The sequence below is a fragment of the Streptomyces sp. NPDC096311 genome, from assembly GCF_044763085.1.
In the GTDB taxonomy this organism is placed as follows: Bacteria; Actinomycetota; Actinomycetes; order Streptomycetales; family Streptomycetaceae; genus Streptomyces.
The window spans coordinates 204,110-226,172 of sequence record NZ_JBIWFN010000014.1; the positions used below are offsets into that span (position 1 = coordinate 204,110).

Annotated in this window: 21 protein-coding genes; 16 read left to right on the plus strand and 5 right to left on the minus strand. The window is 70.8% G+C overall.

Annotated features, from left to right (window positions below):
* Positions 1-17 precede the first annotated feature (17 nt).
* The 6 genes from ACIRA5_RS32845 (at position 18) to ACIRA5_RS32870 (ending at position 6,162) form a co-directional block, all read left to right on the plus strand.
* On the plus strand, positions 18-410 hold the full coding sequence (locus ACIRA5_RS32845; RefSeq protein WP_403696947.1) for a VOC family protein: 393 nt from the start codon (positions 18-20) through the stop codon (positions 408-410).
* 88 nt (positions 411-498) lie between these two features.
* Positions 499-2,127 (plus strand): ABC transporter substrate-binding protein, encoded by a 1,629-nt coding sequence (locus ACIRA5_RS32850; protein ID WP_403696949.1) that lies wholly within the window; start codon positions 499-501, stop codon positions 2,125-2,127.
* 74 nt (positions 2,128-2,201) lie between these two features.
* On the plus strand, positions 2,202-3,125 hold the full coding sequence (locus ACIRA5_RS32855) for an ABC transporter permease (RefSeq protein WP_403696952.1): 924 nt from the start codon (positions 2,202-2,204) through the stop codon (positions 3,123-3,125).
* Positions 3,118-4,101 carry an ABC transporter permease gene (locus tag ACIRA5_RS32860; RefSeq protein WP_403696955.1) on the plus strand — a complete coding sequence of 328 codons (984 nt, stop codon included), beginning with the start codon at positions 3,118-3,120 and terminating at the stop codon, positions 4,099-4,101. The genes ACIRA5_RS32855 and ACIRA5_RS32860 overlap by 8 nt, the downstream gene beginning before the upstream one ends.
* 5 nt (positions 4,102-4,106) lie before the next feature.
* Positions 4,107-5,120, plus strand: coding sequence for an ABC transporter ATP-binding protein (locus ACIRA5_RS32865; protein ID WP_403696957.1), 1,014 nt, complete (start codon positions 4,107-4,109; stop codon positions 5,118-5,120).
* The gene (locus tag ACIRA5_RS32870; protein WP_403696959.1) at positions 5,113-6,162 is read left to right on the plus strand and encodes an ABC transporter ATP-binding protein; all 1,050 of its coding nucleotides are present in this window, start codon (positions 5,113-5,115) and stop codon (positions 6,160-6,162) included. The genes ACIRA5_RS32865 and ACIRA5_RS32870 overlap by 8 nt, the downstream gene beginning before the upstream one ends.
* Positions 6,163-6,313: 151 nt before the next feature.
* Here the strand turns inward: ACIRA5_RS32870 and ACIRA5_RS32875 are convergent, their stop codons facing one another.
* Positions 6,314-8,446, minus strand: coding sequence for a prolyl oligopeptidase family serine peptidase (locus ACIRA5_RS32875; protein ID WP_403696962.1), 2,133 nt, complete (start codon positions 8,444-8,446; stop codon positions 6,314-6,316).
* Positions 8,447-8,622: 176 nt separating this feature from the next.
* On the opposite strand from ACIRA5_RS32875, the gene ACIRA5_RS32880 reads away from it, so the two are divergent.
* The 8 genes from ACIRA5_RS32880 to ACIRA5_RS32915 all read left to right on the plus strand — a co-directional run bounded on the left by ACIRA5_RS32880 (position 8,623) and on the right by ACIRA5_RS32915 (position 16,304).
* The gene (locus ACIRA5_RS32880; protein WP_054228237.1) at positions 8,623-8,817 is read left to right on the plus strand and encodes a hypothetical protein; all 195 of its coding nucleotides are present in this window, start codon (positions 8,623-8,625) and stop codon (positions 8,815-8,817) included.
* 69 nt (positions 8,818-8,886) lie between these two features.
* A complete protein-coding gene (mshB, locus tag ACIRA5_RS32885; RefSeq protein ID WP_403696965.1) occupies positions 8,887-9,858 on the plus strand; it encodes an N-acetyl-1-D-myo-inositol-2-amino-2-deoxy-alpha-D-glucopyranoside deacetylase in 972 nt (323 codons plus the stop codon).
* Positions 9,858-10,277 carry a DUF6113 family protein gene (locus ACIRA5_RS32890; RefSeq protein WP_403696967.1) on the plus strand — a complete coding sequence of 140 codons (420 nt, stop codon included), beginning with the start codon at positions 9,858-9,860 and terminating at the stop codon, positions 10,275-10,277. Before mshB ends, ACIRA5_RS32890 begins: the two co-directional genes overlap by 1 nt.
* A gap of 160 nt (positions 10,278-10,437) precedes the next feature.
* A complete protein-coding gene (locus tag ACIRA5_RS32895) occupies positions 10,438-12,702 on the plus strand; it encodes a peptidoglycan binding domain-containing protein (RefSeq protein ID WP_403696970.1) in 2,265 nt (754 codons plus the stop codon).
* A 155-nt stretch (positions 12,703-12,857) separates the two neighbouring features.
* Positions 12,858-13,784, plus strand: coding sequence for an ABC transporter ATP-binding protein (locus ACIRA5_RS32900; protein ID WP_403696972.1), 927 nt, complete (start codon positions 12,858-12,860; stop codon positions 13,782-13,784).
* Positions 13,781-14,521 carry an ABC transporter permease gene (locus ACIRA5_RS32905; protein ID WP_403696975.1) on the plus strand — a complete coding sequence of 247 codons (741 nt, stop codon included), beginning with the start codon at positions 13,781-13,783 and terminating at the stop codon, positions 14,519-14,521. Before ACIRA5_RS32900 ends, ACIRA5_RS32905 begins: the two co-directional genes overlap by 4 nt.
* Positions 14,518-15,693, plus strand: coding sequence for a sensor histidine kinase (locus ACIRA5_RS32910; protein ID WP_403696979.1), 1,176 nt, complete (start codon positions 14,518-14,520; stop codon positions 15,691-15,693). Before ACIRA5_RS32905 ends, ACIRA5_RS32910 begins: the two co-directional genes overlap by 4 nt.
* Positions 15,690-16,304 carry a response regulator transcription factor gene (locus tag ACIRA5_RS32915; RefSeq protein WP_352045885.1) on the plus strand — a complete coding sequence of 205 codons (615 nt, stop codon included), beginning with the start codon at positions 15,690-15,692 and terminating at the stop codon, positions 16,302-16,304. Before ACIRA5_RS32910 ends, ACIRA5_RS32915 begins: the two co-directional genes overlap by 4 nt.
* Positions 16,305-16,413: 109 nt before the next feature.
* On the opposite strand, the gene ACIRA5_RS32920 is transcribed toward ACIRA5_RS32915, so the two are convergent.
* Together ACIRA5_RS32920 and ACIRA5_RS32925 are read right to left on the minus strand one after the other, a co-directional pair.
* Positions 16,414-17,265: a tetratricopeptide repeat protein gene (locus tag ACIRA5_RS32920; protein WP_403696981.1), complete on the minus strand. Its 852-nt coding sequence runs from the start codon at positions 17,263-17,265 to the stop codon at positions 16,414-16,416.
* A gap of 17 nt (positions 17,266-17,282) precedes the next feature.
* Positions 17,283-18,323, minus strand: coding sequence for a GNAT family N-acetyltransferase (locus tag ACIRA5_RS32925; protein WP_403696984.1), 1,041 nt, complete (start codon positions 18,321-18,323; stop codon positions 17,283-17,285).
* A gap of 140 nt (positions 18,324-18,463) precedes the next feature.
* Here ACIRA5_RS32925 and fdxA point away from each other — a divergent pair, with 140 nt between their 5' ends.
* Together fdxA and ACIRA5_RS32935 are read left to right on the plus strand one after the other, a co-directional pair.
* Positions 18,464-18,784 carry a ferredoxin gene (gene fdxA / locus ACIRA5_RS32930; RefSeq protein ID WP_018089397.1) on the plus strand — a complete coding sequence of 107 codons (321 nt, stop codon included), beginning with the start codon at positions 18,464-18,466 and terminating at the stop codon, positions 18,782-18,784.
* A gap of 154 nt (positions 18,785-18,938) precedes the next feature.
* Positions 18,939-20,033, plus strand: coding sequence for a bifunctional succinyldiaminopimelate transaminase/glutamate-prephenate aminotransferase (locus ACIRA5_RS32935; RefSeq protein WP_403696986.1), 1,095 nt, complete (start codon positions 18,939-18,941; stop codon positions 20,031-20,033).
* Between the two features lie 188 nt (positions 20,034-20,221).
* Here ACIRA5_RS32935 and ACIRA5_RS32940 read toward each other — a convergent pair whose 3' ends face one another.
* Complete coding sequence (locus tag ACIRA5_RS32940) at positions 20,222-20,665, minus strand: ATP-binding protein (RefSeq protein ID WP_403696989.1); 444 nt, start codon at positions 20,663-20,665, stop codon at positions 20,222-20,224.
* Between the two features lie 350 nt (positions 20,666-21,015).
* Positions 21,016-22,002, minus strand: coding sequence for a heavy metal transporter (locus ACIRA5_RS32945; protein WP_352045890.1), 987 nt, complete (start codon positions 22,000-22,002; stop codon positions 21,016-21,018).
* Positions 22,003-22,063 lie beyond the last annotated feature (61 nt).

A 22,063-nucleotide genomic window follows, 5' to 3' on the forward strand; every position in this document is an offset into this window, starting at 1 on the left:
CTTTCATGTGAGGGAAGATGCTGCATCACGTCGAACTGTGGGTGCCGGACCTGGAGCGCGCGGTCCGCTCCTGGGGATGGCTGCTGGAGCGCCTGGGCTGTGAGCCGTACCAGGAGTGGCCGCACGGCCGCAGTTGGCGCCGGGGCGAGACCTATCTCGTCGTCGAGCAGTCGCCCGCGCTGAAGGCGGACTCCCACGACCGTCTGCGCCCCGGCCTGAACCACCTCGCCTTCCACGTGCCGGACCGCACCGAACTCGACCGGCTCGTGGCCGAAGCACCCCGCCACGGCTGGTCACCTCTCTTTTCGGACCGCTATCCGCACGCGGGCGGTCCGCAGCACTGCGCCGCGTATCTGGAGGACGCGGACGGCTTCGAGGTGGAGTTGGTCGTCCACGTACGGGTGGCCTGAATGTGCGGTATGCGCGTTACCGGTTGATATTGGCCGGTAATGGAACAGCGCCGCGGCGCTGGCGGCAGCGCACTCTGGGAGGCACTCCATGCGTGGAGCGACGCATGCCACATGGGCCGTGGGCGCGGCGGCGGTGGCCCTCGTGGCGACGGCCTGTGGCGGCGGAGGCGGCGGCAGCGGCGGCGGCGCGTCCGGCGTGCTCAGTTCCTCCTGGGGGGACCCGCAGAACCCGCTGGAGCCGTCCAACACCAACGAGGTGCAGGGCGGCAAGGTCCTCGACATGATCTTCCGGGGTCTGAAGCGGTACGACGCCAGGACCGGCGCGGCCCAGAACATGCTGGCGCAGAAGATCGACACCTCGGACTCGCAGAACTTCACGATCACCGTCAAGGACGGCTGGACGTTCAGCAACGGAGAGCCCGTCACCGCGCAGTCCTTCGTGGACGCCTGGAACTACGGGGCCAGTCTCAAGAACAACCAGAAGAACGCGTACTTCTTCGGGTACATCGAGGGCTACGACAAGGTCCACCCCGAGACGGGAACGCAGAGCGCGGACACGCTGTCGGGGCTGAAGGTCACCGGCGCGCACACCTTCACCGTCAAGCTCAACCAGAAGTTCTCGACCTTCCCCGACACCCTCGGCTACGTCGCCTTCGCACCGCTGCCCAAGGCGTTCTTCAGCGACCACGCGGCCTGGCTGAAGAAACCGATCGGCAACGGGCCCTACACCGTCGACTCGTACGCCAAGGGCTCGATGATGTCCCTGCGGAAGTGGGACGCGTACCCGGGGACGGACAAGGCACAGAACGGCGGGGTGGACCTGAAGGTCTACACCGACAGCAACACCGCCTACACCGACCTGTTGGCGGGCAACCTCGACCTCGTCGACGATGTGCCCGCCGCCCAGCTCAAGAACGTGAAGAACGATCTCGGCGGCCGGTACATCAACAGCCCGGCCGGCATCATCCAGACCATCGCCTTCCCGTTCTACGACCAGGCCTGGGACAAGAGCGGCATGGAGAACGTCCGCAAGGGCCTGTCCATGGCGATCAACCGGGACCAGATCACCAGCACGATCTTCCAGAAGACCCGCACCCCGGCCTCCGACTGGACCTCACCGGTGCTCGGCGCGGCCGGCGGCTTCCAGGACGGACTGTGCGGCGCCTCCTGCCGGTACGACCCCGCGCAGGCGAAGAAGCTGATCCAGGCCAGCGGTGGACTGCCCGGCGGCCAGATCAAGATCTCGTACAACGCGGACAGCGGCTCCCACAAGGAGTGGATCGACGCCGTCTGCAACTCCATCAACAACGCGCTGGGCAACGACAAGGCCTGCGTCGGCAACCCGATCGGCACCTTCGCCGACTTCCGCAACCAGATCGGGCAGCACAAGATGCCGGGTCCGTTCCGGGCCGGCTGGCAGATGGACTACCCGCTGATCCAGAACTTCCTTCAGCCGCTGTACTACACGAACGCCTCCTCCAACGACGGCAAGTGGTCCAACAAGGACTTCGACAAGCTCGTCGACCAGGCGAACGCCGAGACCGACAAGGCCAAGGCCATCAAGCTCTTCCAGCAGGCCGAAGGGGTCGTACGGGACAACATGGCCGCCATCCCGCTCTGGTACCAGAACGGCAGCGCGGGCTACTCGGACAGGATCTCGGGCGTGGCGCTCAACCAGTTCAGCGTGCCCGTCTACGACGAGATCAAGGTCAGCTGAGCCGTCCACGGGGTGAACGTCCGGGTTGCTGAAGCGAATCCGGGCATGGGCCCCGTACTACCTCCGGAGCCCTCATGGGACGGTATGTGATCCGGCGTCTGCTCCAGATGATCCCGGTCTTCATCGGCGCCACGCTCTTGATCTTCCTGATGGTGAACGTGATGGGCGACCCCATCGCGGGTCTGTGCGGCGAGCGGCAGTGCGACCCCGCCACCGCCGCCCAGCTGCGCAAGGACTTCGGCCTCGACAAGCCGGTGTGGCAGCAATACCTCACGTACATGGGCAATGTCTTCACCGGCGACTTCGGCACCGCCTTCACCGGGCAGCCGGTGACCGAGCTGATGGCCGACTCCTTCCCCGTCACCATCCGATTGACGATCGTCGCGATCCTCTTCGAGATCGTCATCGGCATCCTGCTGGGCGTCGTCACCGGGCTGCGCCGCGGCCGGCCCGTCGACACCGGTGTCCTGCTGCTGACCCTCGTCGTCATCTCGATCCCGACCTTCGTCACCGGATTGCTGTTGCAACTACTTCTCGGTGTCGAGTGGGGCTGGATCAGACCCTCGGTCTCCACGGACGCCACCTTCGGCGAACTGATCGTTCCCGGACTGGTCCTCGCCTCCGTCTCCCTCGCCTACGTCACCCGGCTCACCCGGACCTCCATCGCCGAGAACAAGCGGTCCGACTACGTCCGGACAGCCGTCGCCAAGGGCCTGCCCCGGCACCGGGTGATCACCAAGCACCTGCTGCGCAACTCGCTGATCCCCGTGGTCACCTTCATCGGCACGGACATCGGCGCGCTCATGGGCGGCGCGATCGTCACCGAGCGGATCTTCAACATCCACGGCGTCGGCTACCAGCTCTACCAGGGGATCGTGCGGCAGAACACCCAGACCGTGGTCGGCTTCGTGACCGTCCTCGTGCTCGTCTTCCTGGTCGCCAACCTGCTCGTCGACCTCCTCTACGCCGTACTCGACCCGAGGATCCGCTATGCCTGAGCAGCCGCCGTACCAGCGGGAGGGCGCCATCGCCGCGACCGGCGCGGGCGGCGCCATGGACCTCGCCACGAGCGAGGGCGCCACCCTGGAGCGGACGCCCGGCGGCCCCGAGGGCGCGGGCCCTCAGGAGAAGCCCAGGAGCCTGTGGTCCGACGCCTGGCGCGATCTGCGGCGCAACCCCGTCTTCATCGTCTCCGGGCTCCTCATCCTCTTCCTGGTCGTCATCTCCCTGTGGCCCTCGCTGATCGCCACCCAGAACCCCCTCAAGTGCGACCTCGCCAAGGCCCAGGAGGGCTCGCAGCCGGGACATCCCTTCGGGTTCGACGGGCAGGGCTGCGACGTCTACACACGGGTGGTGTACGGGACCCGTGTGTCGATCAGCGTCGGCGTCTGCGCCACTCTCGGCGTCGCGATCCTCGGCTCGGTGCTCGGCGGGCTCGCGGGGTTCTTCGGCGGAGTGGGCGACTCGGTCCTGTCCCGGATCACCGACATCTTCTTCGCGATCCCCGTCGTGCTCGGCGGCCTGGTCCTCCTCTCCGTGGTGACCAGCAACACCATCTGGCCCGTCATCGGGTTCATGGTGCTGCTCGGCTGGCCCCAGATCTCGCGCATCGCGCGCGGCTCCGTCATCACCATCAAGCAGAACGACTACGTCCAGGCCGCCCGCGCCCTCGGTGCCTCGAACTCCCGCCTGATGCTCCGGCACATCACCCCCAACGCCGTCGCGCCGGTCATCGTCGTCGCCACCATCGCGCTCGGCACCTATATCGCGCTGGAGGCGACGCTCTCCTACCTCGGCGTGGGCCTGAAGCCCCCCACGGTCAGCTGGGGCATCGACATCTCCTCGGCCTCCGCCTACATCCGCACGGCCCCGCACATGCTGCTGTGGCCCGCCGGCGCCCTCGCGATCACCGTGCTCGCGTTCATCATGCTCGGCGACGCGGTGCGCGACGCCCTCGACCCGAAGCTGAGGTGACGGCCGTGCTGCTCGAAGTACGCGATCTGCACGTGGAGTTCCGCACCCGGGACGGAGTCGCCAAGGCCGTCAACGGGGTCGACTACGGCGTGGACGAGGGCGAGACGCTCGCCGTCCTCGGTGAGTCCGGTTCCGGCAAGTCCGTCACCGCGCAGGCCGTGATGGGCATCCTCGACATGCCGCCCGGCAGGATCACCGGCGGCGAGATCCTCTTCCAGGGCCGGGACCTGCTGAAGCTCAAGGAGGACGAGCGGCGCAAGGTCCGCGGCGCCGAGATGGCGATGATCTTCCAGGACGCGCTGTCCTCCCTCAACCCCGTGCTCAGCGTCGGCGACCAGCTCGGCGAGATGTTCACCGTGCACCGCGGGATGTCCCGCAAGGACGCCCGCGCCAAGGCGATCGAGCTGATGGACCGGGTGCGCATCCCGGCCGCCGCCGACCGGGTGCGCGACTATCCGCACCAGTTCTCCGGCGGTATGCGCCAGCGCATCATGATCGCGATGGCGCTGGCCCTGGAGCCCGCCCTGATCATCGCCGACGAGCCGACCACCGCCCTCGACGTCACCGTCCAGGCCCAGGTCATGGATTTGCTCGCCGAGCTGCAGCGCGAGCTCGACATGGGGCTCATCCTCATCACCCACGACCTCGGCGTCGTCGCGGACGTCGCCGACCGGATCGCCGTCATGTACGCGGGCCGGATCGTCGAGTCCGCGCCGGTCCACGACATCTACAAGGCCCCCGCCCACCCGTACACCAAGGGCCTCCTGGAGTCGATCCCGCGCCTCGACCAGAAGGGCCAGGAGCTCTACGCGATCAAGGGCCTGCCGCCCAACCTGATGCACATCCCGCCCGGCTGCGCCTTCAACCCGCGCTGTCCGATGGCCCAGGACATCTGCCGCACCGAGGTGCCGCCGCTGTTCGAGGTGGACCGTGAAGGGGTGGGCCGTGCGGAGGCGGACCCGGAGGCCGGGGCCAGCACCAGCGCCTGCTTCTTCTGGCGGGAGTGCCTCGATGGCTGAGGCGATTCTGGAGGTCAGCGGCCTGGTCAAGCACTACCCGCTGACGCGGGGGATTCTCTTCAAGAAGCAGATCGGCGCGGTCAGGGCCGTCGACGGAGTCGACTTCGAACTCGCCGCGGGCGAGACCCTCGGCATCGTCGGCGAGTCCGGCTGCGGCAAGTCGACGGTCGCCAGGATGCTGGTCAACCTGGAGAAACCGACGGACGGGACGATCAAGTACAAGGGCGAGGACATCACCAAACTGTCCGGCAGGGCGCTCAAGGCCGTACGCCGCAACATCCAGATGGTCTTCCAGGACCCGTACACCTCGCTCAACCCGCGCATGACCGTCGGCGACATCATCGGGGAGCCCTACGAGATCCACCCCGAGGTCGCGCCCAAGGGCGACCGCAGGAGACGGGTCCAGGACCTGCTGGACGTGGTCGGCCTCAACCCCGAGTACATCAACCGCTACCCGCACCAGTTCTCCGGCGGTCAGCGTCAACGCATCGGCATCGCACGGGGGTTGGCGCTGCGCCCCGAGATCATCGTCGCCGACGAGCCCGTCTCGGCGCTCGACGTCTCGGTGCAGGCGCAGGTGATCAACCTGATGGAGCGGCTCCAGGACGAGTTCGACCTGAGCTACGTCTTCATCGCGCACGACCTCTCCATCGTGCGGCACATCTCCGACCGGGTCGGCGTGATGTACCTCGGACGGATCGTGGAGACCGGCAGGGACGCCGAGATCTACGACCACCCGACGCACCCGTACACCCAGGCCCTGCTCTCCGCCGTGCCCGTCCCCGACCCGGAGGCCCGCGAACGCCGGGAGCGGATCATCCTCGCCGGAGACGTGCCCTCCCCGGCGAACATCCCCTCCGGCTGCCGCTTCCGCACCCGCTGCTGGAAGGCCCAGGAGCGCTGCGCGCTGGAGGTGCCGCCGCTCGCGGTGCCCATGGAGTTCCGCCTCGTGGAGGGTCCGGCCGCCCACGACTCGGCCTGTCATTTCGCCGAGGAGAAGCGGGTCGTACCGCCGGAGGAACCGCCCGAGCGGGCGACATAACCCCGCAAATGCTGGCGAACTTCGTTAACACGCAGGCAACTTGGCCGAAGCGGCACCGATATACGGACGCGTCAAGGTAATCATCGTACGGCCGTGCGGGTGCCGTAGACGGGCCGGGGCGCGCCATGTCGCCCCGGCCTGTCGCATGTGTTCAGCCGGTCATGCCCAGTGATCGCTTCAGGAAGTCCACCTGGAGCAGCAGGAGGTTCTCCGCGACCTGTTCCTGCGGGGTCATGTGGGTGACGCCCGACAGGGGCAGCACCTCGTGCGGGCGGCCCGCGGCCAGCAGCGCCGAGGAGAGCCGCAGGGCGTGCGCGACCACCACGTTGTCGTCCGCGAGGCCGTGCACGATCATCAGCGGCCGGTGGGGTTCGGCGGGCGCGGACAGTCCGTCGTCCGTGATCAGCGAGCTCTTCGCGTACGCCTCAGCGGCCGCCGCCGGATCACCGAGGTAGCGCTCCGTGTAGTGGGTGTCGTACAGCCGCCAGTCGGTGACCGGGGCGCCCGCGATGCCCGCGTGGAAGACGTCGGGGCGGCGCAGCACGGCGAGCCCCGCGAGCCAGCCGCCGAACGACCAGCCCCGGATCGCCACCCGGGACAGATCCAGCGGGAACTTCTCCGCGAGGCCGTGCAGCGCGTCGATCTGGTCGTCGAGGGCGAGCGTGAAGTCGTCGCGGACCGCCTTCTCCCAGGCGGGGGAGCGGCCGGGGGTGCCGCGGCCGTCGGCGACGACCACCGCGAAGCCCTGGTCGGCGAACCACTGCGAGGTGAGGTGCGCGTTGTGCGCGGCCAGCACCCGGGGGCCGTGCGGACCGCCGTAGGGGTCCATGAGGACGGGGAGGGGAGTGACACCGTCGTAGTCAGTAGGCATAAGCAGGGCGCATGAGATTTTCCGTGCGCCCCCCTCGGTGAGCGTCGCGCGCGGGGACAGACCGGGACTTTCTGCATACGACGTGACAGTCGCCGTCCGCTTTCCGCCCCGCAGTACCTGCACCTGGGCTCCCGGCCGGTCCGGCACCGAGGAGACCAGCACGGTCACGCCCCCGCCGCGCACCGCCGCGTGCACGCCGGGTGCTTGGGAGAGACGCTCGACACCGAGCTCGTTGACGCGGTAGACATGCACCTCGCCCGTCTCCGGGGCGGTCGCCGCCTCGCCGGCCGACGCCGAGATCAGCACGTCGTCGTCCGAGACGTCCAGCACCGCGCGCACATGCAACTGCGGTCCCGTGAACGGGCGTTCGCCGAAGGCCAGGACCCGTGCCCCGCCCTCGTCGGCGATCCGTACGAGCTGTCCCGCGGGACTCCAGCACGGCGCACCAGGGAAAAGATCCAGCCATTGTCGATCTTCGTCGGCGTGCACCATCCGGGTCGCCCCGGTGTCCGGGTCGACGGCCAGGAACAGCTGACTGCGCTGATCCCGCGCCTGCACCAGAATCAATGGCGCGCCCGCCGCTGACCAGTGCACATGCGCCAGATACGGGTAGTGCGCCCGGTCCCAGACCACCTCCGTGCGCACCCCGTCGAGGCTGACCACGAAGAGCCTTACGTCCGCATTGTCCGTTCCGGCGGCCGGGTAGCCGACCTGCTGTGGAGCGCGTTCCGGTTGTGCGGGATCGGAAATCCACCAGCGCCGCACGGGCGCGTCGTCGACCCGCGCGACCAGCAGCCGGTCCCCTTCCGGGGACCACCAGAAACCGCGCGAACGCCCCATCTCCTCGGCCGCGATGAACTCAGCCAATCCATAGGAAACCGTCCCTGGATCCGCATCGGACTCCGGCTCCACCAGTGCCCGGTCGCCGTCCCCCTCGGCGCCGACGACCCGCAGGGCGCCCCCGCGGACATACGCGACGAGCCGTCCGTCGGGTGAGGGGCGCGGGTCGATCACCGGTCCAGGGACCCGGAGTTCACGCGCCGTACCGGCTCGCAGCTCCGCCGTGAAAAGCCGCCCTGACAAGGCGAAAGAGGCCAGCTCGACCGCCGTGTCCGTGGCATACCCGACGATCCCCGCGCCCCCCTCGCGACTGCGCTCGCGGCGCGCCCGCTCCGCCGCCGACAGGCGCTCCGTGGCGCCGCCGAGCAGCGCCCGCGGGTCGGCCGCGACGCGCTCCTGCCCCTCCGCGACATCGAGGACCCACAGTTGATTCGCCCGGTCCGTACCGGAGGAGGACCTCAGAAACACCACCCGGGAACCGTCCGGGGAGACGCTGAACGCGCGGGGCGCGCCGAGGGTGAAGCGCTGCGTCCGGGCGTACCGGCGGGGGAAGGAAAGAGGCTCGGTCGTCATGCCTTGACCATATTGGCCATGCGCCCCCTTGTGCGGCCGTGCGCCGATCGATGCGCGCGTATGGATAGTTATGATCACTGGCGGTGTGTGGGTATGAACCTGCTGGCCGCTGTATGGATTTACCGACCCCCATGTCCGACCCCCCATGTCCCTGGGATCTTTGGAGGTGAGCCGCCGTGGCACTCTCGATTTCGGCGGTGGTGCTGCTGGCGATCATCGTCGTCATCCTGGTCAGGAAGTCCGGGTTGAAGGCCGGCCATGCGGTCGTGTGTGTCCTGTTCGGCTTCTATCTCGCCTCTTCGACGATGGCCCCCACGATCAGCGACCTGACGACGAACGTCGCGGACATGATCGGCAGCTTCAAGTTCTGACGGGGGGCTTCGGCGCCGCGACCCGTGCCCGCCTCGGCGGTGGGCCGGGCGCCTCGTAGGGTGGGTTCCATGACGGAACTGCCCGACCGGCGTCTGCTCCTGGTGCACGCGCACCCGGACGACGAGTCGATCAACAATGGCGCGACCATGGCCAGGTACACGGCCGAGGGCGCCCATGTGACGCTGGTGACCTGCACCCTCGGCGAGGAGGGCGAGGTCATCCCGCCCGAGCTGGCGCATCTCGCGCCCGACCGCGAGGGCGGGCTCGGCCCGCACCGGATCGGCGAGCTGGCCGCCGCCATGAAGGAGCTCGGGGTCACCGACCACCGCTTCCTCGGCGGTCCTGGGCGCTTCGGCGACTCCGGGATGATGGGCCTGGAGCAGAACCACCGCGCGGGCGCCTTCTGGTCCGCCGACGTCGACGAGGCCGCCGCGTACTTGGTCGAGGTGATCCGCGAGGTCCGCCCCCAGGTGCTCGTCACCTACGACCCCGACGGGGGCTACGGACACCCGGACCACATCCAGGCCCACCGCGTCGCCGTGCGCGCCGTCGAGCTGGCCGCGGACCCCGCCGTCCACCCCGGCCTCGGCGCGCCCTGGGAGATCACCAAGGTCTACTGGAACCGCGCCCCGCGCTCCGTCGTCGAGGAGGGCTTCCGGCGGCTGCGCGAGGCCCTGCCCGGACTGCCCTTCGAGCACTCCGCCGCCGTGGCCGACGTACCCGGCGTGGTCGACGACACGGTGGTCACCACCGCGATCGACGGGACCGCGTACGCCGCCTCGAAGGCCGCCGCCATGCGGGCGCACGCCACCCAGATCGAGGTGGCCGAACCCTGGTTCGCGCTGTCGAACGCACGCGCACAACCGCTGTTCACCACCGAGTACTACGAGTTGGTGCGAGGTGAGCGCGCGGGACCCGGTCGTGAGACCGACCTCTTCGCGGGGATCGAGGGGATCGAGGGGGTCGATCAGGGTTCCACGGGGACCGGGCAGGGTTCCACACAGACCGAAGAGACCGAGCAGGGAAAGGCGGACGCGTGATGAGCATGTCGGGACAGCGGGGGAGCACGCTCACCCGGCCGCTGCCGCGGCCCTCGGCCGGGCGGACCGTGGCCCACCTGGGCCTGTTCCTGCTCGGCGCGGTGGTCGGGGCCGCCGGAACGCTGGTGCAAGCCGCCTGGTTCCCGGGTGGGTTGCTGCTCGCCCTGGCCGGCGCGGCCGGGCTCTTCCTGGGCGGATCGCGGGCGACCGGCTCCCGGGCCGGCGCCGTCGCGCCTGCCGCGGGCTGGATGATCGCGGTCATCCTGCTCACCTCCACCCGCCCGGAAGGGGACTTCTTCTTCGGCGCGGGATTCGGTTCCTACCTCTTCCTGCTCGGCGGGATGGCTGTGGCTGTGATGTGCGCCACGCTTGGTCTGGGGCGGCAACCGCATGACTCCGCCGTCCGACTTGGGAAGTGACGTACCACTTCGCGGTACCGGACAGGTGCGGGTCCCGTGCGAATTTCCTGGGCGGGCGAGGTTTGCGCGCCGAATGCGGCCAGTATGGTGGTGCGCGCCGCCGAGCTGCCCGAGATGAGGTCGAGTAAACGGGCGGCGGAGCCAACCGGGAGAACCTGCCTTGAGTCGTGAAACTGACAGTTCGTCCTCCGGGCCCAACGGGCGCGGTGGAGCCGCGTACCCGTCCGGGACGCCCCCCTACGGGACCCCCATGGCTTCCGAAAACGGTGCCGACGCGGGCCGTTCGGCCGGCGGCACCCCGCCGGAGGAACGCAAGACCGAGACCACGCTGACGACACGGATCCGGATCAACATCCCCGGATCGCGGCCCATCCCGCCGGTCGTCGTGCGCACACCGGTCGGGGACGCCGAGTCGCCTGCCGAGTCCGCCGGTTCCGCGGGAGCCCCGGCGGAGACGCAGCGTGCCGTGAGTGCGCCCGTGGCAGCGGCCACGGCCACCGAGACCTCGGCCGAAGCCGCCGCCGCGGGTGGTGCTCCGGCCAGAGAGAAGACCAGCGACTGGTTCGCGCCCCGCAAGTCCGGTGCGCCGGGCGGCGCTCCGGGCGGCGGGTCCACCAACGGGGCGGGTCTGCCCGGCGGTTCGGGACCCGCGGGTCCCGCGGCGCCGCAGGGCGCGGGTGCGCCGGGCGGTAACGGCAACGGCGGTGCGCGTCCGGGCGCCCCTGGTGGCGCGAACGGTGCCGGCCCCCTGGGCGGCGCGGGCGGTGCCCGGCCAGGCGGGGCGAACGCGCCCCGCCCCGGGAGCGGCGGTACGAACGGTGCCGGGCTGCCCGGTGCCACCGGCGCCGGACCCGTGGCCCCCGGTCACGGCGGCGGCACCGGTTCCTTCGACGTCTCCGCGGCGCTGGGCAACACGGCCTCGTTCCCGGCCATAGGAAGCGACGGCCCGGGCAGGCCCGGTGGCCCGGGTGGCCCTGCGGGGCCCGGTGGCGAACCGCGCCGTGACGACCTCCCGTACTTCGCGGAGAACTTCTCGGAGAACGGCCGAGGCGGTCCCGCGGGCCCGACCGGCGGTCCGGTCACCGGTGACGGCCCGTTGGTGCCGCCGGCCGGCCCGGGCGTGGCTCCGGGCAGCCTGGCCGCGGGACCCGGTGGGCCGGGTGGCCCCGGTGGTCATGGCGTCCCCGGCGGGCACGGCGCGGCCGGCCTCGGCGCGGGATACCCCGGTGGCGGCCTCAGCGACGACACCGCGATCCTCACCCCGCAGAAGCCCGCGCCCGATCCGGGCGGCCAGGGCTACGGCGGCCCCGTGGACAACGTCTCCGGGCACACCCTGACCAGCGGCATCCCCGTCGTACCGGCCGCCCAGAACTCCCCGTTCGGGCCGGGCGCGCACACCGACGGACCGCTGCCGCACACCCCGCCGAAGGCGCCCGAGCCGGCCCCGAAGCCCGCCGCCTCCTCGAAGAAGCCGGCCAAGAAGAAGGGCCGCAGCAAGCTGACGCTCCTGGTCGTCGGCGTGGTGTTCATCGGCGGTGGCGTCTACGGCGCGGGGCTGCTGATGAACCGCTCGGACGTCCCCAAGGGCACCACGGTGCTGGGCGTCGACATCGGCGGCGGCACCCGCGACGAGGCCGTCAAGAAGCTTGACGACGCCTTCGGGGCCCGTATGAACACGGCGCTCAAGCTGTCGGTGGACGGCACCACCGTCTCGCTGAAGCCGGACCAGGCCGGGCTCCAGTTCAACGCCCAGGACACGGTCCGCGCCGCCGCGGGCAGCGACTACAACCCGGTCTCCGTGATCGGCTCGCTGTTCGGTCAGCAGCGGGTCGTCGAGCCGGCGATGCCCGTCGACGCGGAGAAGCTGCAGGCCGCCCTGGAGCGCACCGCGAGCGGCTCCGGTTCGGCGAGCGACGGCACCATCAAGTTCCAGTCCGGCAAGGCCGTCGCCGTGTACGGCAAGGCGGGCAAGGGCATCGATGTGGCGGCCTCGACCAAGGCCGTCGAGGACGCCTACCGCGCCCAGGTCGAGACCGGCACCACCACCCCGGTGAAGGTCGCCACCACGACCCGTCAGCCGACCGTCTCGAACGCCGAGGTCGACCGGATGATGAAGGAGTTCGCCGAGCCCGCGATGTCCGCCCGCGTCACCATTCAGACCGACGCGGCACACAGCATCCCGTTCGGCGCCCTGTCACTGCCGAAGATCCTCGGCGTCAAGGCCGTCAACGGCAAGCTCGTGGAGACGTACGACCTCACGGCGCTCAAGGCGGCGTACGGCAACACCTTCGACGGCGTGCAGATCCAGACCGCGAGCGGGAAGCGCGCTGTCACGCCGCAGGACGTCGTCACCGCACTGGGCAAGGCCCTGCGCGGCAAGACGACGGCGGAGCGCGTCGGGGTCATCGACACCAAACCGAGCTGATCTCCGGTCGGCCGGATGAACGGAGCCCCTGCCCGCACCGGGCAGGGGCTCCGTTGTCGCAGGGCGAGCCACAAGCGGTGCATGACATCTGTCATCCGGCACTCAGGACCGCCGACACTGCCGGGCACCGGGCCCGCGCGGCCACGATGGTCCCCATGACGACAACAGCGGCGCCCGCCACCACCCCGGTGGTCGGGTTCGATCAGGTGAGCAAGAGCTACGGGAACGTACGGGCTGTCGACGGGCTGACGCTCGACCTGCACCCGGGCGAGACCGTCGCCCTGCTGGGTCCCAACGGCGCGGGCAAGTCGACCACGCTGGACCTGCTCCTCGGCCTCAAGCGCCCCGACACCGGCGCGGTCCGGGTGTTCGGCACGGGCCCCCGCGAGGCGATCGTCGGCGGCCGGGTGGGCGCCATGCTGCAGAGCGGCGGCCTGATGGACGAGGTGACGGTCGGCGAGCTGGTGAAGCTGGCCTGCGGTCTGCACCCGAAGCCGTACAAGGTCACTGACGTGCTGGCCCGCGCGGGCATCTCGGGGATCGCCGACCGCAAGGTCAACAAGCTCTCCGGAGGCCAGGAACAGCGCGTCCGCTTCGCGCTCGCCACCGCCGGCGCCAACGACCTGATCGTCCTGGACGAGCCCACCACCGGCATGGACGTCTCCGCCCGCCAGGCCTTCTGGGCCACCATGCGCGAGCAGGCCGACCAGGGCAGGACCGTCCTGTTCGCCACGCACTACCTGGAGGAGGCCGACGCCATCGCGGACCGCGTCCTCGTCCTGCACCGGGGCCGCCTGCTGGCCGACGGCACCGCCGCCGAGATCAAGGCGAAGGCCGGCGCCCGCCGCATCGCCTTCGACCTGGAAGGCCCCATAGACGAGGCCCCGCTGCGCACCTTGCCTTTCCTGACCTCGATCGACGTGTCAGGGCACACCGTCCGCATCCAGTCCTCCGACGCCGACGCGACCGTACACGCGCTGTACGGGCTCGGCCTCTACCCCCGCAATCTCGAAGTCGCCGGGCTCGGGCTCGAGCAGGCCTTCGTCGCCATCACGGCCGCCGAGGAGGCGAAGTCGCAGTGAACAGCCTCATCAAGCTCGAAATCACCCGCGCCCTGCGCAACAAGAAGTTCCTGTTCTTCTCGGTGATCTACCCCTCGGCCCTGTTCCTGCTGATCGCGGGCAGCGCGGACAGCACCACCAAGGTGGACGGCACCGGGCTGACCCTGCCGACCTTCTTCATGGTCTCCATGGCCTCCTTCGGCGCCCTGACCGCGGTCCTGATGGGCAACAGCGAGCGCATCGCGAAGGAGCGCGAGAGCGGCTGGGTACGGCAGCTCAGGCTCACCACCCTGCCGGGCCGCGGCTATGTTCTGGCGAAGACCGCCAGCGCCGCCGTGATCAGCCTGCCGTCGATCGTGGTCGTCTTCGCGGTCGCCGCCGCCGTGAAGCACGTACGGCTGGACGCCTGGCAGTGGCTCGCGCTCACCGGCGCGATCTGGGCCGGCAGCCTCGTCTTCGCCGCGCTCGGCGTGGCCATCGGCTATCTCGCGAGCGGCGACGCGGTCCGCCCCATCACGATGATCCTGTACTTCGGGCTCTCGGTGCTCGGCGGCCTGTGGATGCCCACGACCACCTTCCCCGACTGGCTCCAGAAGATCGCGTCCTGGCTGCCCACGCACGCGTACGCTGCCCTCGGGCGGTCCATCGAACTGGGCGACGCCCCACACGCGAAGGACCTCGTCATCCTCGCCGTCTCCTTCCTCCTGTTCGCGGGCGGCGCGGCATGGCTGTACCGGAAGGACACGCTGAAGGCGTGAGCAGCGTCGGCATCGGGCAACGCCCGAAGAATCGCAGGCAGAAGATGGTCAAGGCCATCTGGACCGGCATCTGGCTCGTCTATCTGAGCGCGCCCGTCAGCGATTTGGTGCACGGCGGGCACAGCACCGCGGTCGTCGTGCTCGGCTGGTGCGGCCTGGTGGCCTTCGTCGGGTGGTACGGGGCCCTGGTCTTCCGTACCGGCAGCGGTGACACGACGCCCTTCGTGTTCGTCTCTCTCGTGGTCCTCGCGGCCGAGGCGGCCCTGCTCTCCTTCACGCTGGGGCGGGAGTGGCTCGTCCTGTTCGTGTACGTCTCGATCGCGTGCGGCGCGGTGCTTCCGCTGCGGTTGGCGCGCTGGGCCATCCCGGCCGTCGCCGCCGTGCTGACGGGGATCGCCCTGATCGTTTCGGGCGGCAAGGCGTATCTGGCGGGGCTGCTCATCCCGGCGTTCCTCGGCGGGTTCGCCATGACCGGCGTCCGCGAACTGATCCGCACGACGATCGCGCTGCGCGAGGCCCGTGCGACGGTCGCCCAACTGGCCGCGAACGAGGAGCGCCTGCGCCTGGCCCGCGATCTGCACGACCTGCTGGGCCACTCGCTCTCCCTGATCACCCTCAAGAGCGAGCTGGCCGGCCGGATGCTCCCCGACCACCCCGAGAAGGCGGCCCAGCAGGTCGCCGACATCGAACAGGTCAGCCGGCAGGCCCTCGTCGACGTGCGCGAGGCGGTCTCCGGTTACCGGCGCCCCCGGCTGTCCGGCGAACTCGCTGGCGCACAGGTCGCGTTGACGGCGGCGGGCGTCACCGCGGACCTGCCCGCGGAGCCGGACCTCACCGACGTCGCCGAGGAGAGTGAGTCCGCGCTCGCCTGGGCGCTGCGGGAGGCGATCACCAATGTCGTACGGCACAGCGGGGCCCGGCGCTGCACCGTCGAGCTCGTCCGCCGCCAGACACTGGACGGCCCGGTGCTCGAACTGAGCGTGGAGGACGACGGTTCGGGCGGCTCGGGCCATGGTCCGGGCAACGGTCTGACGGGCCTGACCGAGCGGCTGGAGAAGGCGGGCGGAGCCCTGGAGGCGGGCCGGGTGCGGCACGGCTTCCGGCTCGTCGCACGGGTACCGGCGCAGGCCCCCTTCGAGGCCGCCGATCACCCCGTAGGATCCGGTGCATGAGCCGCACGATCAAGGTCCTGCTCGCCGAGGACCAGTCGATGGTCCGCGAGGCGCTGGCCGCGTTGCTGGGCCTGGAGCCCGACATCGAGGTGGTCGCCCAGGTGGCGCGCGGTGACGAGGTGCTGGCCGCGGCCCGCGCCCACGACGTGGACGTGGCGCTCCTCGACATCGAGATGCCGGGCAAGACGGGCATCGAGGCGGCCGCCGAAGTCCACAAGGAACTCCCCGGCATCAAACTGCTCATCCTCACGACCTTCGGCCGCCCCGGCTATCTGCGCAGCGCCATGGAGTCCGGCGCCGACGCCTTCCTCGTCAAGGACGCCCCGGCCGCCCAACTCGCGGCGGCGGTACGCAAGGTGCTCGCCGGCGAACGGGTCATCGACCCCACCCTCGCGGCCGCCGCCCTCGCCGAGGGCGCCAACCCCCTGACCGACCGCGAGCGCGAGATCCTCCGCGCGGCGGCCGACGGCTCCACCAACGCCGAACTGGCCACCACCCTCCACCTCTCCCAGGGCACGGTCCGCAACTACCTCTCGACAGCCATCCAAAAACTGGCGGCCCGCAACAGAGCAGAGGCGGTCCGGATAGCAAGGGAAAAGGGCTGGTTGTAATCGCCGTCGAGGCAGGCGCCCCTGACAGGGGGTGCGGGGAACTGCGCGACCAGCCACGACGAGCCCGCAGTCGCCCGAAGTCAGCTCCCTTCACGGCGCTTGGGCGAACTCAGTTCAACCTCGCCCGAGCCGCCCGAGCCTGCCCCCGAACCTTCTCCGCCGAAGGCGGATCCACCGCGGCGACCACATCGGCGTAGACATCCAACTCCGCCGCCCCACCCAGGAAATCCCCACGCTGCACCAGCAGCTGAGCCCGCTCGTACCGCAACCGCGCAGGATGCGACGGCAACAGCAGCGCCAACTCCACGGCCCACAGGCCGACATCCGACCGCTCCGGCCGCGCCGCCGCCCACGCCCGGACGTTGTTCAGGATCCGCACGACCACGTCGAGGGGAGGGGCGGGGACGAGCATCGAGGGATCGAGCGGCGCCCCGGTGGCGCCCTGCACGAGCAGCTCGGCATCGGAGCCGCTCAGCACCCGCCCCCCGTCGAAGGGATCGGCGAGCACCTGCTGCTCGGCCGGCCCGAAGCCCACCACGAAATGCCCGGGCAGGGCGACCCCGTACACCGGCGCGCCGGCCCGTCTGGCCACCTCCATCCACACCACGGAGAGCAGGATGGGCAGCCCGCGCCGCCGCCGCAGCACCGCGTGCAGCAGCGACGACTCCAGCCGTTGATAGTCCCCGGGCGAGCCCCGGAACCCGCACCGCCCGCCGAGCAGCTCGGCGAGCGCGGTCGCCCAGGACAGCGCCCCACCGGGCCGGAACGGCAGCTGTCCGGCGAGCCGGTCGAGTTCGATCTGGGCCGCGTCCGTCCCCGCCTCGTCCAGCGTGCCGTCCGCCGCCGCCCCGATCAGCAGACACAGCGCCGCCAGGTCGGGCCGCTCGGACCGTGCCTGCTCGGCGAACCTCCGCCGCACCTCGGCGGCTCGCTCCGGCTCCGGGGGATGGGGGGAAGGCATGGCGGTCTGGTACCCCTTCACGCCGGTCGACGGCGGTCGTCGGCGGACGCCTCAGGCGCGCGGTAGTGGTGGTAGGCGTGATGCGCCGCGAAGCCCATCCCGGCGTACAGCGCCCGCGCCCCCGCGTTGTCCGCCTCCACCTGGAGCCAGGCCGCCGAGGCGCCCTCGTCCAGGGCGCGGCGGGCGAGCGCGGCCATGACGGCGGTGGCGAGGCCCCGACGGCGCTGGGCGGGGTCGACCTCGACGGCGGCGAAACCGGCCCACCGCCCGTCGACGACACACCGCCCGATCGCGGCCGGAGGCTCCCCCTCGGCGCCGGGCACCGTCGCGAACCACACCGAGGGCCCGCTGCCCAGGACGCGCAGCGCGACCTCGCTCAGCCCCTTGCGCTGGTAGCGGCCCAGCCAGGCCTCGTCGGCCGCGCGGGCGAGGACCACCCCGGAGGCCTGTGCGGCCTCGCGGTCGGCGAGCGGCGCGAGCGCGCCGATCCACAGCCCGGCACTCACCTCACGCGCCCAGCCGCGCGCCTCCAGCTCCGCGCACAGCACCTCCTGCGTGCCCTCGGCCCCGGTGGCGGTCTGGACGTAGGCGGGCAGCTCACGGGCCGCGTACCAGTCGCGTACGTACGTCAGCGCCTCGTCGAGCGGCACGCCCGGGTCGCCGAGCGGCAGCACGGAATTCGCGCGCCGGGTGAACCCGGAGGCCGCCCGCAGCTCCCAGTCGCCGAGCCGCTCGCTCTCCACCGGCTGCCAGGCCCGCGCGGCGACCCGCGCCAGCTCCTCGTACGAGGCCGCGGGGCCCCGCCGACGCGCCGGGGCGGCCGGTACGACCTTGCCCGCGACCAGCGAGGATTCCGGAATCCGGACGATTTCGCCGTCGCGCCGTGTGATCAGCAGCACACTCTCGTCCCATGATGTGAGAACACCGACCGTGTCAGTGAATTTCTCACCGCTGGCGGCACCTTCGATATCTACGATCATCCGCCGAACAGAGACACGTTTGCCCACGTCAGCGGCGGTGATTCGGACCTCGAGACGTCCGGCCGCAGAGATTTCCACAGGTCAGTTCACCCCTCCTGTATGGATCACGCCCCGGAACGGAGATACTAGGTGCGGGCATCGACGACGCCGCGCTCCCGCGCGCCAGGCGGCGGAGCCTACGGAGGCCCGCCAGCGCCCTATCGAGGAGGAACGACAGCGTGACCTACGTCATCGCGCAGCCTTGTGTCGACGTCAAGGACAAGGCGTGCATCGAGGAGTGCCCGGTCGACTGCATCTACGAGGGCTCCCGGTCCTTGTACATCCACCCGGACGAATGCGTCGACTGTGGAGCCTGTGAGCCGGTGTGCCCGGTCGAGGCGATCTTCTACGAAGACGACACTCCTGAAGAGTGGAAGGACTACTACAAGGCGAACGTCGAGTTCTTCGACGAGCTCGGCTCGCCCGGCGGCGCCAGCAAGCTCGGTCTGATCGAGCGCGACCACCCCTTCATCGCAGCGCTGCCGCCGCAGAACCAGTAAGCGGCCGCACCTACGCGCCGCCTCGGTCCCGTACGGCCCGATCCCCTCGATCGCCGTGCGGGGCCGAGGCGTTTGCCGTAGCGGCCCGTACCGGCCACAGGCGCGCAGGCCGTGTGTGTACGGGTCGTACGAACGAGAAAGTGAGCCCGATCCCGTGTCCGCAGTCTCCGACCGGCTTCCCGTCTTCCCCTGGGACAAGCTGGAGCCCTTCAAGGCGACGGCCGCCGCTCATCCGGGTGGCATCGTCGACCTGTCCGTCGGCACCCCGGTCGACCCGGTGCCCGAGCTGATCCAGAAAGCTCTGGTCGCGGCCGCGGACTCGCCGGGCTATCCCACGGTGTGGGGCACGCCCGAACTGCGCGACGCGCTCACCGGCTGGGTCGAGCGGCGGCTCGGCGCACGCGACGTCACCCACCAGCACGTGCTCCCGGTCGTCGGCTCCAAGGAACTCGTCGCCTGGCTCCCCACCCAGCTGGGCCTGGGCCCCGGCGACAAGGTGGCGTACCCGCGCCTCGCGTACCCGACGTACGAGGTCGGCGCGCGCCTGGCCCGCGCGGACTACGTGGTCTACGACGACCCCACGGAGCTGGACCCGACCGGCCTGAAGCTCCTGTGGCTGAACTCCCCGTCGAACCCGACGGGCAGGGTCCTGTCCGCCCCCGAACTCGCCCGGATCGTCGCGTGGGCCCGCGAGCACGACATCCTCGTGTTCTCCGACGAGTGCTACCTCGAGCTGGGCTGGGAGGCCGACCCGGTCTCGGTCCTGCACCCGGACGTCTGCGGCGGCTCGTACGAGGGGATCGTCTCGGTCCACTCGCTCTCGAAGCGCTCGAACCTGGCCGGCTACCGCGCCGCGTTCCTCGCCGGTGACCCCGCCGTCCTCGGCGACCTGCTCCAGATCCGCAAGCACGGCGGCATGATGACGTCCGCGCCGACCCAGGCCGCGGTGGTAGCCGCCCTCGCGGACGACGTCCACGTCCGCGAACAGCGCGAGCGCTACGCGGCCCGCCGCACCGCCCTGCGCGAGGCCCTGCTGCGCCACGGCTTCCGCATCGAGCACAGCGAGGCGAGCCTGTACCTGTGGGCCACCCGCGGCGAGTCCTGCTGGGACACCGTCGCCCATCTGGCCGAACTGGGCATCCTCGTCGCCCCGGGCGACTTCTACGGCGAGGCGGGCGAAAACTTCGTCCGCGTGGCCCTGACGGCAACGGACGAGCGGGTGGCGGCGGCGGTGCGACGCCTGGGCTGAGAGACGCCCCGGCGGGGAGCGCCCCGACAGGGGCGCGGGGCCCTGACATTTTGCGGCTCCGCCGCGTGGGCGCGCCCAGCCCCCACCGGCCCGCACGCCGGGAACCGACGCACGCGAAGGGGTCCAGGGAAACTCCCTGGACCCCTTCGCCGTACAGCATCCGTACAAGATCCGTACGGCCCCGGCGGCTAGCCGAGCGGCAGCCCCTTCAGCGGCAGCTGCCCCGTCGGCAGACCACCCTTGGTCACCGCGTCCGTCGGAAGACCACCACCGGCGGTCTTCGCGGTGTCACCGAGCAGACCCCCGGCCTGCCCCGTCGTGTCCCCGGCCACCTTCTGCGCGGCCGGCGTCGCCGTCCTGGCGACACTGCCACCCGTCTTGCCCGCGGCCGGGACGGCCTTCTTGAGGGCGTTGCCGCCGGTCGTGCCCGCGAGCCCGGTGACGTTCTGCGTCGCACCGTCGACCGTGTTGCCGACGTGCGCGCCGTCCAGAGCGGTCAGGCCGCCGAGGTTGGGGGTGGCCGGGAGTTCGGCCGCCGCGCTGGCGGAGCCGGCCGCACCGACCACGGGCGCCGCTCCCGCTGCGATGAGCAGCGCGGCACGGGCGATCCGGCGGGTCAGGGGGAGGGACATGATGCTCCTTAGACGGAAGAGAACGGTGAAGTGTCCACCCGTGCCCGGGAGTTGAACGTCCGGCCGCCGACCGGCTGTCGGGCGACCCGTTGATCGTTCCGGGCTCGGACGCAGTGACTACCGCTCGAGACCCGCGAAGGTTGCGGTGGCCCGACGTAAAGAGTTGGCAATGCGTCGCATTATCGGTTGTGGATAAAAACGGGCAAAGGGCATCCGGTCGGAAAGTCTGCCGAATCCTTACGGCCCTTTGTTTTCAAGGGGTCCGGCGGATTCCGGGGTGAGGACGCGAAAACCCGCTCGCAGCGGCAACGCGCCACGCCGCGCGTCCCCCGTACAGGTGAGGCCCCGTACTACTGCGCGGTGACGATGCGGACCTCGTCGGCGGACTGCGTCGTCGTCGAACCGCCCTTGGCGACCGGCGCGCGCCACTCGCCGTTCCTTTCCCCGGCCGTCCACTCCCGCCCCGCGTAGGAGACCCGTTGGATGTGCAGCGTCGAGGAGTTGGCCACCGCCCAGTGGGCCAGCTCCCAGCCACGCTGGCGGACGGTGGAGTCGCCGGTGGGGTCCTTGCGCACGGGCACGGTCACGGTCCGGCCGGAGACGCTCGGCGAGGGGGCGAGCGTCGGCGAGGCCGTCGAGGAGGCGGGGGAGCCGGCGGTGCTCACATCGGCTCCCGCCTCCTGCAGCACCTCGCGCCCGAAGTCCCGCACGAGCGCGGCGCGCACCGAGTCCGGGCCGCCGACCGGGGTCGCCCCCGGGCGGCCCTCGCAGGTCAGCGTGGCCGCCGCGCGGCCGGTCAGGGCCGCGGCCAGCAGCGTCGCGTCCGGCTCGTGCTTCGCGTACGCCTGCGGATAGCCGCTGCGCTGCACGCGCTGCGCGGCGACGGTGAGCGGCAGCCGCGTGTAGCCCGGCACCTTGGCCAGGTGTTCGTAGAACATGCCGGCCGCGTACGTCGGGTCCATGATCTGTTTCGTCGTCCCCCAGCCCTGCGAGGGGCGCTGCTGGAACAGACCGAGCGAGTCCCGGTCGCCGTGCTGGATGTTGCGCAGCCCCGACTCCTGGAGCGCGGTCGCGAGCGCGATGGCCACGGCGCGCTCCGGCAGCCCGCGGGTGGTGCCGACCGCCGAGATCGTCGCCGCGTTCACCGCCTGCTCCGGGGTGAACTCGTACGACGCGCCGTCGCTCTTGCCCGAGACGACTCTGCAGCGCGGCGCACCCGTCCCTCCTGTGAGGTACTGCACCGCGAGGTACCCCGCGAGCGCGAGCATGACTACGACGGCCGCTCCGAAACGGAAGAGGCGGCCGCGCCGGACAGGAGTGGGGGACGGCTCTGGCACGCGTACAAGGTACTGGAGGCGACTGTTGGTGACGTATGGGGTTGTGGACAACCCGTGCGCG

Excerpts from the sequence above, each read along its gene's own strand:
- ACIRA5_RS32870 (WP_403696959.1), top strand. The coding sequence starts at position 5,113 with ATGGCTGAGGCGATTCTGGAGGTCAGCGGCCTGGTCAAGCACTACCCG.
- ACIRA5_RS32860 (WP_403696955.1), top strand. The coding sequence starts at position 3,118 with ATGCCTGAGCAGCCGCCGTACCAGCGGGAGGGCGCCATCGCCGCGACC.
- ACIRA5_RS32915 (WP_352045885.1), top strand. The coding sequence starts at position 15,690 with ATGAGCCGCACGATCAAGGTCCTGCTCGCCGAGGACCAGTCGATGGTC.
- ACIRA5_RS32900 (WP_403696972.1), top strand. The coding sequence starts at position 12,858 with ATGACGACAACAGCGGCGCCCGCCACCACCCCGGTGGTCGGGTTCGAT.
- ACIRA5_RS32855 (WP_403696952.1), top strand. The coding sequence starts at position 2,202 with ATGGGACGGTATGTGATCCGGCGTCTGCTCCAGATGATCCCGGTCTTC.
- ACIRA5_RS32850 (WP_403696949.1), top strand. The coding sequence starts at position 499 with ATGCGTGGAGCGACGCATGCCACATGGGCCGTGGGCGCGGCGGCGGTG.
- ACIRA5_RS32940 (WP_403696989.1), bottom strand. The coding sequence starts at position 20,665 with ATGTCCCTCCCCCTGACCCGCCGGATCGCCCGTGCCGCGCTGCTCATC.
- ACIRA5_RS32845 (WP_403696947.1), top strand. The coding sequence starts at position 18 with ATGCTGCATCACGTCGAACTGTGGGTGCCGGACCTGGAGCGCGCGGTC.
- ACIRA5_RS32890 (WP_403696967.1), top strand. The coding sequence starts at position 9,858 with ATGAGCATGTCGGGACAGCGGGGGAGCACGCTCACCCGGCCGCTGCCG.
- ACIRA5_RS32920 (WP_403696981.1), bottom strand. The coding sequence starts at position 17,265 with ATGCCTTCCCCCCATCCCCCGGAGCCGGAGCGAGCCGCCGAGGTGCGG.
- ACIRA5_RS32875 (WP_403696962.1), bottom strand. The coding sequence starts at position 8,446 with ATGACGACCGAGCCTCTTTCCTTCCCCCGCCGGTACGCCCGGACGCAG.
- mshB (WP_403696965.1), top strand. The coding sequence starts at position 8,887 with ATGACGGAACTGCCCGACCGGCGTCTGCTCCTGGTGCACGCGCACCCG.